This is a genomic window from Pseudomonas migulae NBRC 103157, assembly GCF_002091715.1.
Classification (GTDB): domain Bacteria; phylum Pseudomonadota; class Gammaproteobacteria; order Pseudomonadales; family Pseudomonadaceae; genus Aquipseudomonas; species Aquipseudomonas migulae_A.
On record NZ_BDAG01000030.1, the window covers coordinates 83,237 to 92,212 of the forward strand.

8 protein-coding genes and 1 pseudogene are annotated in these 8,976 nt (G+C 60.7%); 5 read left to right on the forward strand and 4 right to left on the reverse strand.

The genetic code is table 11. The features are described 5' to 3' along the window. Positions 1-152: 152 nt before the first annotated feature. Together PMI01S_RS21175 and PMI01S_RS21180 are read right to left on the reverse strand one after the other, a co-directional pair. Entirely contained in the window at positions 153-1,202 is a 1,050-nt protein-coding gene (locus PMI01S_RS21175; protein ID WP_084322010.1) for a sensor histidine kinase, read from the reverse strand. Then, positions 1,202-1,960: a response regulator gene (locus tag PMI01S_RS21180; RefSeq protein WP_084322011.1), complete on the reverse strand. Its 759-nt coding sequence runs from the start codon at positions 1,958-1,960 to the stop codon at positions 1,202-1,204. The genes PMI01S_RS21175 and PMI01S_RS21180 overlap by 1 nt, the downstream gene beginning before the upstream one ends. 293 nt (positions 1,961-2,253) lie before the next feature. Between PMI01S_RS21180 and pyrF the strand changes: the two genes are divergently transcribed. Then, complete coding sequence (pyrF, locus tag PMI01S_RS21185; RefSeq protein WP_167362965.1) at positions 2,254-2,952, forward strand: orotidine-5'-phosphate decarboxylase; 699 nt, start codon at positions 2,254-2,256, stop codon at positions 2,950-2,952. A 138-nt stretch (positions 2,953-3,090) separates the two neighbouring features. Here the strand turns inward: pyrF and PMI01S_RS21190 are convergent, their stop codons facing one another. After that, positions 3,091-4,095: an NADP-dependent oxidoreductase gene (locus tag PMI01S_RS21190; protein ID WP_084322013.1), complete on the reverse strand. Its 1,005-nt coding sequence runs from the start codon at positions 4,093-4,095 to the stop codon at positions 3,091-3,093. After that, a complete protein-coding gene (locus PMI01S_RS31740) occupies positions 4,092-4,229 on the reverse strand; it encodes a hypothetical protein (protein WP_159439541.1) in 138 nt (45 codons plus the stop codon). The genes PMI01S_RS21190 and PMI01S_RS31740 overlap by 4 nt, the downstream gene beginning before the upstream one ends. 102 nt (positions 4,230-4,331) lie before the next feature. On the opposite strand from PMI01S_RS31740, the gene PMI01S_RS21195 reads away from it, so the two are divergent. The 4 genes and pseudogenes from PMI01S_RS21195 (at position 4,332) to PMI01S_RS32495 (ending at position 8,799) form a co-directional block, all read left to right on the forward strand. Then, positions 4,332-5,093, forward strand: a complete 762-nt coding sequence (locus PMI01S_RS21195; RefSeq protein ID WP_084322014.1) for an SDR family oxidoreductase — start codon at positions 4,332-4,334, stop codon at positions 5,091-5,093. 253 nt (positions 5,094-5,346) lie between these two features. Beyond that, the gene (locus tag PMI01S_RS21200) at positions 5,347-6,729 is read left to right on the forward strand and encodes an aminotransferase-like domain-containing protein (protein ID WP_084322015.1); all 1,383 of its coding nucleotides are present in this window, start codon (positions 5,347-5,349) and stop codon (positions 6,727-6,729) included. 984 nt (positions 6,730-7,713) lie between these two features. After that, positions 7,714-7,890 (forward strand): annotated as a pseudogene (locus tag PMI01S_RS32490) (HAMP domain-containing protein); the annotation flags it as partial. A gap of 204 nt (positions 7,891-8,094) precedes the next feature. Next, positions 8,095-8,799 (forward strand): methyl-accepting chemotaxis protein, encoded by a 705-nt coding sequence (locus PMI01S_RS32495; RefSeq protein WP_371850932.1) that lies wholly within the window; start codon positions 8,095-8,097, stop codon positions 8,797-8,799. Positions 8,800-8,976 lie beyond the last annotated feature (177 nt).

The following is an 8,976-nucleotide window of genomic DNA, read 5'->3' on the forward strand; positions in this document are numbered from 1 at the left end:
CACACAGATCTCCGCTCAGACACAGATCCCTGTGGGAGCGGCGGTGCGACGATTCGACTTGCTCGCGAAAGCGGTGGGTCATTAGACATCAAAGTTGACTGGCCCACCGCTTTCGCGAGCAAGCCCGCTCCCACATTAGGTCGATGTGTGGCTCAAGTGCGAGGCAGCCAAATGACGGCGGTCAGGCCACCACCGGGGGTTTCTTCCAGATTCAATTCTCCCCCCAACCGTTCAGCCGCCTCGCGAGCTATGGTCATGCCCAGCCCGACACCTCCGGAGTTGCGATTGCGCGAACCTTCCAGGCGAAAGAAAGGTTCGAACACAGCTTCGCGTTTATCCTCTGCGATCCCCGGTCCGTGGTCGATCACCCGAATCACCAGGTGTTCGCGATGGTCTTCAAGCGCGATCTGCGCCTGCCCGGCATAACGCAGGGCGTTATCCAGCAAGTTGTTGATGCATGAACGCAGCGCCATCGGCTGCACCTGCAACGGTGCGCAGTGGCCGGTGGCCTGGACATCGGAACCCTGGTCCTGGGCGTTTTCACTCAGGGATTCGACCAGCGCCTGCACGTCCATCCACTGCGGGGCCTCGCTGGTGCGCTGCTCGTGCAGGTAGGTGAGGGTGGCGTCGAGCATGCTGATCATGTCGTCCAGATCCTGGCGCATCTGGCCTTGCAGCTTGTTGTCGTCGATCTGCTCAAGCCGCAGCTTGAGCCGGGACAGCGGCGTGCGCAGGTCGTGGGAGACTGCACCAAGCATCCGCGAACGCTGCTGCATTTGTTCGATGATGCGTTTTTGCATCAGGTTGAAGGTGTAGGCCGCTTGCCGGGCTTCCCGTGGGCCTGACTCGTCCAGCGGCGGGCTATCGAGGTTTTCGCTCAGGCGCTCGGCGGCGTCACTCAGGCGCTGGATCGGCCGGCTCAGTAGTTTTGCGCCGTACCAGGCTGCAATGATCAGCGAGATCAACTGGAACGTCAGCGGCACCAGCGGCCCACCGAACCACGGCCGTGGTGGCCGGTTTTCGAAACGTGGGTCCATCGGCGGGCGCTGCCCTTCCAGACCTTTGAAGAACTCGGGCGGCGGTGGCGGTGGCGGTGGACCGTAATGATGAAACCAGGCAAACGCGAGCAGATGCGCCAGGATGATCGCCACCAGCAGCACGCCAAACAGGCGGCCGAACAGCGTATCGAAGCGCGCACGCATCAGCCGATGTCTCGGGCGTCGAACAGGTAACCCTCACCGCGTACCGTCTTGATCAACTGCGGGGCTTTCGGGTCGTCGCCGAGTTTCTGGCGCAGGCGCGAGACCAGCAGGTCGATGCTGCGATCAAAGGCTTCGATCGAGCGACCGCGCGCCGCATCCAGCAATTGTTCGCGGCTGAGCACTCGGCGCGGACGCTCGATGAACACCCACAGCAAACGGAATTCGGCGTTGGACAGCGGAACCACCAGGCCATCCGCCGCGATCAATTGGCGCAGCACGCTGTTCAGGCGCCAGCTGTCGAAGCGAATGTTCGCACGCTGTTCGGTGCGGTCGTCGCGCACTCGCCGCAGAATGGTCTGAATCCGCGCGACCAGTTCTCGCGGTTCGAACGGCTTGGCCATGTAGTCGTCGGCGCCCAGTTCCAGGCCGATGATCCGGTCGGTGGGTTCGCAGCGCGCGGTGAGCATCAGGATCGGAATGTCCGACTCGGCGCGCAACCAGCGGCATAGCGACAGACCGTCTTCACCGGGCAGCATCAGGTCGAGCACCACCACGTCGAAATGCTCGGCTTGCAGCGCCAGACGCATGGCAGCGCCATCGGTGACACCGCTGGCGTGGATGTTGAACCGGGCCAGGTAATCGATCATCAGCTCGCGGATCGGGACATCATCGTCGACGATCAGCGCGCGAATGCTCCAGCGCTTGTCGTCGCCAGGCGCTTTTTGATCGTCGTTCAAGGGGGCTTGGGTGCTGTGCATGCGTGCGTTCATCTGCCAGGTAGGCTGCCAACCACAAAGATAGGCTGCGAGGTTGTGGCTTCAGCATAGGCGTCCGGCCCGGAGGCGGGAAGTGCTGTAAGGACGTGTTGCGGCTGCCGAGGGTAGCGGGCAAGGGTGTTGCAGGCGTGTCGTGTATGTATCGGTCTCGACACAATCGGCGGAAGGGCTAGTCTTGGCTGAGCGCCGACGACGATTTACCGATCATCGGGTCCCGCAGCCGCGCAGGTTCCGCTACAATGCGCGCCGATTTCGTCCTGCCTGAGAGCCCGCACATGTCCGTCTGCCAGACTCCTATCATCGTCGCCCTGGATTTCCCCACCCGTGACGCCGCACTGAAGCTGGCCGACCAGTTGGACCCGAAACTGTGCCGGGTCAAAGTCGGCAAGGAACTGTTCACCAGTTGCGCTTCGGAAATCGTTGGCACCTTGCGCGACAAGGGTTTCGAAGTGTTCCTGGACCTCAAGTTCCACGATATTCCGAACACCACCGCCATGGCGGTCAAGGCTGCGGCAGAAATGGGCGTGTGGATGGTCAACGTCCATTGCTCCGGCGGTCTGCGCATGATGGCTGCTTGCCGTGAAGTGCTGGACCAGCGCACCGGGCCGAAACCACTGCTGATCGGTGTGACCGTGCTGACCAGCATGGAGCGTGAAGACCTGGCCGGCATCGGTCTGGACATTGAGCCGCAGGAGCAGGTGCTGCGCCTGGCGGCACTCGCGGAAAAAGCCGGGATGGACGGTCTGGTGTGCTCGGCGCTGGAAGCCCAGGCCCTGAAATCGGCTCACCCGTCGTTGCAACTGGTGACCCCGGGGATTCGTCCGGCGGGCAGCGCCCAGGACGATCAACGCCGCATCCTGACCCCGCGTCAGGCGCTGGATGCCGGTTCTGATTATCTGGTGATTGGCCGTCCGATCAGCCAGGCGGCGGATCCGGCCAAGGCGTTGGCGGACGTAGTAGCCGAAATCGCCTGACCAGACGCTGAAGATCAAATGTGGGAGCGGGCTTGCTCGCGAAAGCGGTATGTCAGTCAACGTTGATGTCGACTGACACACCGCTTTCGCGAGCAAGCCCGCTCCCACATTGGTTTTGCGGTGAATTTAAATTTCGGGTCAGACTTTCAGCACCAACTTCCCGAAATTCTCCCCGCTGAACAACTTCATCAGCGTCTCCGGGAATGTCTCCAGTCCTTCAACAATGTCTTCCTTGCTCTTGAGCTGCCCCTTGGCCATCCAGCCGGCCATTTCCTGCCCGGCAGCGGCGAACTGCGCGGCGTAGTCCATCACCACAAAGCCTTCCATTCGCGCGCGGTTCACCAACAGCGACAGGTAGTTGGCTGGCCCTTTGACCGCTTCCTTGTTGTTGTACTGGCTGATGGCGCCGCAGATCACCACCCGAGCCTTCATGTTCAGGCGGCTCAGCACCGCGTCGAGGATGTCGCCGCCGACGTTATCGAAATAAACGTCGACGCCTTTCGGGCATTCACGCTTGAGGCCCGCGACGACATCTTCGCTCTTGTAATCGATGGCGCCGTCAAAGCCCAGTTCGTCGATCAGGAACTTGCACTTGTCCGCGCCGCCCGCGATGCCGACCACACGGCAGCCTTTGATCTTGGCAATCTGCCCGGCAATGCTGCCGACCGCCCCGGCCGCACCGGAGAGCACCACGGTGTCACCTTCTTTCGGTGCACCGACATCGAGCAGGGCGAAGTAGGCGGTCATCCCGGTCATGCCCAGCGCGGACAGATAAACCGGCAACGGTGCCAGTTTCGGATCGACCTTGTAGAAACCGCGCGGCTCGCCAAGGAAGTAATCCTGCACGCCCAGGGCGCCGTTGACGTAGTCACCGACCGCAAAGCCTGGATTGTTCGACGCCACGACTTTGCCTACGCCCAATGCGCGCATGACCTCGCCGATACCGACCGGCGGGATGTAGGACTTGCCCTCGTTCATCCAGCCTCGCATGGCCGGGTCGAGGGACAAATATTCGTTTTTGACCAGGATCTGACCCGCGGCCGGTTCTCCGACCGGCACTTCCTGATAGGTGAACGTCTCGCGGGTAGCCGCGCCCACCGGACGTTTGGCGAGCAGGAACTGGCGATTGGTCTGGGTAGTCATGACAGGCACTCAAGATGAATGAAGCCTTGTTGATAGACCTTCATGGTCGCCGCCGCAAGTTTGGCTGATGCGGCGAATGCAGCCTGATCCAGTGCAGTGATAGTCAGGCCGGTCGTTCTATCACTGCAACTCATGGGCGCTCAACCGGCCTTCTGATAGTGCTGCCGTGGCGGTAGCGCCAATGGCTAGACTGGGCCAACGCGAACCCCCGCATTCTTCTCTTCGAGGACAAAACAATGAGCATGACGTTTTCCGGCCAGGTCGCCGTCGTAACGGGCGCCGCCAACGGTATCGGTCGCGCGACCGCCCAGGCGTTCGCCGCGGAAGGGTTGAAAGTGGTGGTGGCCGACATGGACACGGCCGGTGGCGAGGGCACCGTGGCGCTGATTCGCACGGCAGGCGGCGAAGCGACCTTCGTGCGTTGCAACGTCACCGTGGAAAGCGATGTAAAAAATCTGATGGACGAGGTGGTGAATACCTACGGCCGTCTCGACTACGCCTTCAATAACGCTGGCATCGAGATTGAGAAAGGCAAATTGGCCGAGGGTACGGTCGACGAGTTTGACGCGATCATGGGCGTTAACGTCAAAGGCGTCTGGCTGTGCATGAAGTACCAGTTGCCGCTGTTGCTGGCACAGGGCGGTGGCGCAATCGTCAACACCGCTTCGGTCGCAGGTCTTGGCGCTGCGCCGAAGATGAGCATCTATGCAGCGTCGAAACACGCGGTGATCGGCCTGACCAAATCGGCGGCCATCGAATACGCCAAGAAAAAAATCCGCGTGAATGCGGTGTGCCCGGCAGTCATCGATACCGACATGTTCCGCCGCGCCTACGAAGCGGACCCGAAGAAGGGCGAGTTCGCCAACGCCATGCACCCGGTGGGTCGTATCGGCAAGGTTGAAGAAATTGCCAGTGCAGTGCTGTATCTGTGCAGCGATGGTGCTGCGTTCACTACGGGGCATTCGCTGGCGGTGGATGGGGGGGTTACGGCGTTTTGATTCGCCGCGGTTCTTCGGATGTATCTGTTTCTTCGGTGATGGCTGATATGGGCGGACCCCATATCAGCCTTTACTACAGCAACGGATAGGTACGCCCAGCCTCACCCCCCCCCCGCTTTTTCCCCCTTCGTGAATATCTCAGCAATGTGTTTCAAATGGTTAGAACCGCAAGTTTTGACGGCGTTGTCGCACAGCCCATCGAGCGCGCCTGTGATTAACTCATGCCGTCAAACGAACAGGAGTTTGCTTGCTCATGGAATTGAGAATCGATCGACAGGCCTTGGTGCCGGTCGTACAGCAAGTCGTCGACGCGCTTGCGTACTGGCTGCGTCAGAGCGGCATAGAACCAGGGACGCGTTTGCCGTCTGCGCGGCAAATCGCACGGACCAATTTACTCAGCCAGTCCAGCGTCGTTGAAGCCTGCGATCGGCTGGTGGCTCAAGGGGTGCTGGCGTCGCGTCATGGCGCCGGATTCATAGTCGCTGCCCCAACATTGGTCGCTGCAGATTCACCCTGGTTAGAGGGCTCGGAGTTACAGACAGTCGACGCCGCAGGCACATTGAAACTGGGGGGTGGCGGGCTCCCCGAAAGCTGGCGTGAGACAGATGATCTGACTTACGCAATCCGGGAGGTCAGCCGTACCGACATGGCTGGCCTGTTCAATTACAGCACGCCGCTGGGGCTGCTTGCGTTACGTCAACAAATCATCAAGCGCCTGAGCCAGCTTGACATCGACGCAGAAGAAAACCGGGTCATGACGACAGCCGGGGCCAGTCAGGGGCTCGACCTGATCGTGCGTACCTTGCTCAAACCGGGTGATTGCGTCGTGGTCGAAAGTCCCGGTTATTCCTTGCTGTTCGAGCTGCTCAGGCTGCATGGCGTCTCGATGATCGAAGTGCCGCGCACCCCGCGCGGACCTGACATCGAGGTGCTCGAGGCGTTGCTGCTTGAGAAAAAGCCCCGGGCGTTGTTCATCAACAGCTTCTATCACAACCCGACGGGCAGCAACCTCGCGCCGGGGGTGGCGCAGCGGATTCTGCATCTGGCCAAAAACCATGGCGTGTTGGTGATTGAAGACGACGTCTACGCGGACTTTCACAGTGGCCCCGGTATGCGGCTCGCTGCGCTGGATACTGATGACAACGTCATCTACGTCGGCAGCTTCTCCAAAACCCTCAGCAGTTCATTGCGGGTCGGCTTTGTAGTGGCCGGTACCGCCGTTATTTCGCGACTGACCGAGGTCAAGCGGATCAGCAGTCTGGGCGCTTCCGGGTTTTGCGAATCGGTGCTTGCCTGTCTGTTGGCCAGCGGTGCCTATCGCAAGTTGGTATTGCGGCTGCGACAGCGTCTCAGACATGACCGAGAGGCCGCGCTGCAGGTACTGGAGGATGCCGAGTGGGAGGTTTTCGGTAAACCCGCTGGCGGTTTGTTCATCTGGGCGAGATCGCGCAAGTCCGACTACGCTCACGTGCGAACACAGGCAAGGCGCTTCGGCGTCCTGCTGTCTTCCGCGACGGCATTCAGTCCTGCCAGTGAGGCCAGTGACTGGCAGCGTATCAATGTGGCCTGCGCCTGTGATCCGCGAGCCCGGGCGTTTTTTCAGGCCACCGCTCCGGATCGACCTCAAGCGTTCTGAAAACGACGTGGGCGTAGCTTTTTGCCATTATTCCGACGCCAGAGACTTGTGTTGACACAGGCCCGTTGCGAATCTGCGTCAACAGACTATGTCAGGGGACTAAGTGCAATGATTTCGGCCGTGCAAGGACGTTTTGCCAACCTCGGTATGGCAAAAAAACTGGGTGTCGGGTTTTTACTGGTGCTGTTGTTGACAGCTCTGGTGGCGGCCATCGGCGTGTGGTCCCTGCAAACCATCAGCCATCGCTTCGACGGGCTCAAACAGATGTCGTCGCTAAACAGTGGCTTGCTCAAGGTGCGCCTGCTCGAGCAGGAGTACGCCTTGCACGGCAACCCGAAAGTTGTCACGGCCTTGCACGAGGGGGTCGATGGTCTGATCGTCCTGGCGAATCAGCTGAAGGCGCAATCGCCGGCCAACGTTCCTGTGATGAGTGACGTCGAGCAGTCGTTGGGGGCTTACCGCAAAGCGTTTGACGAATTCGTCTCGCTGAGTCAGGCCAAGGACCTGGCGCTGGAAATGGCCAGTTGGTCGGTCTCCAGCGTGGCCAATAATCTCGACGTGCTGCAGGCCGGGCTTGCCGATGATGGCGCCTATGCCTTGAAGGAATCCGAAGGCAAGGACGGTTCCCAGTTCATCGAGCAGGCCAATCAGGTCAGCCAGGTATCGCGGCTGATGCTGCAAGCCATGAACGAAGCACGTGTGCGTCTCGACCAGAGCCGCAAGGGTGACGACAGCGCCCAAGGCAAGATCGAGCAGGCCGACCAGGCGCTGACTCAGGCCGAGCAATTGAAAACCACGGTCAAGGATGAGGGCTACCTGACCGTTCTCAATGAAGTGGTCGGGCATATCGGCGGTTTCAGCGAAAAACTGGCGGAATACACTGGCCTGCTGGCTCAGGAAAAAACCGTCTACGAGCAGTTGCATCAGCGCGCCGCGCAGGTGGTGGAGCGGGTAGACCAGGCCTATGTGGCCGAAGACCAGTCGATGCAGACCGAGTTGAAAAAGAACTCGGTGCTGATTATCGGCTCGTCGGCCCTGGCCTTGCTGGTCGGGCTGATCGCGGCGTGGGTGATTACCCGATTGATCGTCGGGCCGCTGCGCAGTGTGATTCGCGTTGCCCAGCAGATTGCCGCGGGCGATTTGAGTTCGACGGTTGAAGTGACTCGTCGTGATGAGATCGGCCAATTGATGCAGGCCATGCAGCAGATGGGGGCGGGGCTCAGCAGTATTGTCAGCGGTTTGCAGGCGGGTATCGAACAGTTGGCGAGTTCGGCTCAGTCGCTGTCGGCGGTGACTGAGCAGACCAATCTTGAGGTCAGCAGTCAGAAGGAAGAAACCGAGCAGGTCGCTACGGCCATGAATCAGATGACCGCAACGGTGCACGACGTTGCGCGTAACGCGGAAGAGGCTGCCCAAGCCGCACAGACGGCGGACGGCAAGGTCGAAAGTGGCCAGGCGGTGGTGCGCCAGAGCATGGCGCGGATCGAGCAACTGGCGGATTCGGCATCATCGGCCAGTTCGAGCATCGAAAGCTTGAGTGCGGAAATCCAGAATATCGGCACAGTGCTCGGTGTTATCAAAAGTGTGGCCGAGCAGACCAATCTGTTGGCGCTGAACGCGGCCATCGAGGCGGCACGCGCCGGCGAGCAGGGCAGGGGGTTTGCGGTGGTTGCCGATGAGGTGCGGGCTCTGGCCAGGCGGACCCAGCAATCGACTGAGGAAATCGAGCGACTGGTCAGCGCCTTGCGGTCGGCGGCGCAGTCGTCGGTGCAGCAGATTCAGAGCAGTGGTGAGTTGGTGAAGCTGGCGGTCAGTGATGCGCTTCAGACCGAGAGTGCGCTGGGCAGCATTGCGGCGGCGGTGTCGTTGATTCAGCAGATGAACCAGCAGATCGCGGCGGCTGCGGAGGAGCAGAGTTCGGTGGCTGAGGAGATCAACCGCAGTGTGACCAGTATTCGGGCCAGTGCGGATCAGTCTTCGTTGGCGATGCAGGGGAATGCGGCTTCGAGTATTGAGCTGGCGCAGTTGGGGGTTGAGTTGAAGGGGATGGTCGGGCATTTCAGGCTCTGACGTTTTAGACCTTGGCGGCCTGGTAGCCGACCAGGTTCTTTCTGTTCGTGTGCATATCCATTTCTGCGGTAGCGGCGGCTGGCGGTTTCGCCCTTACGGCGAGTCCCTTTTGGCAAACGCCCCAAAAGGAACCAAAAGGTCTCGCCCCGAGCGTCCGGCCCCTCGCTGAGGCTCGGC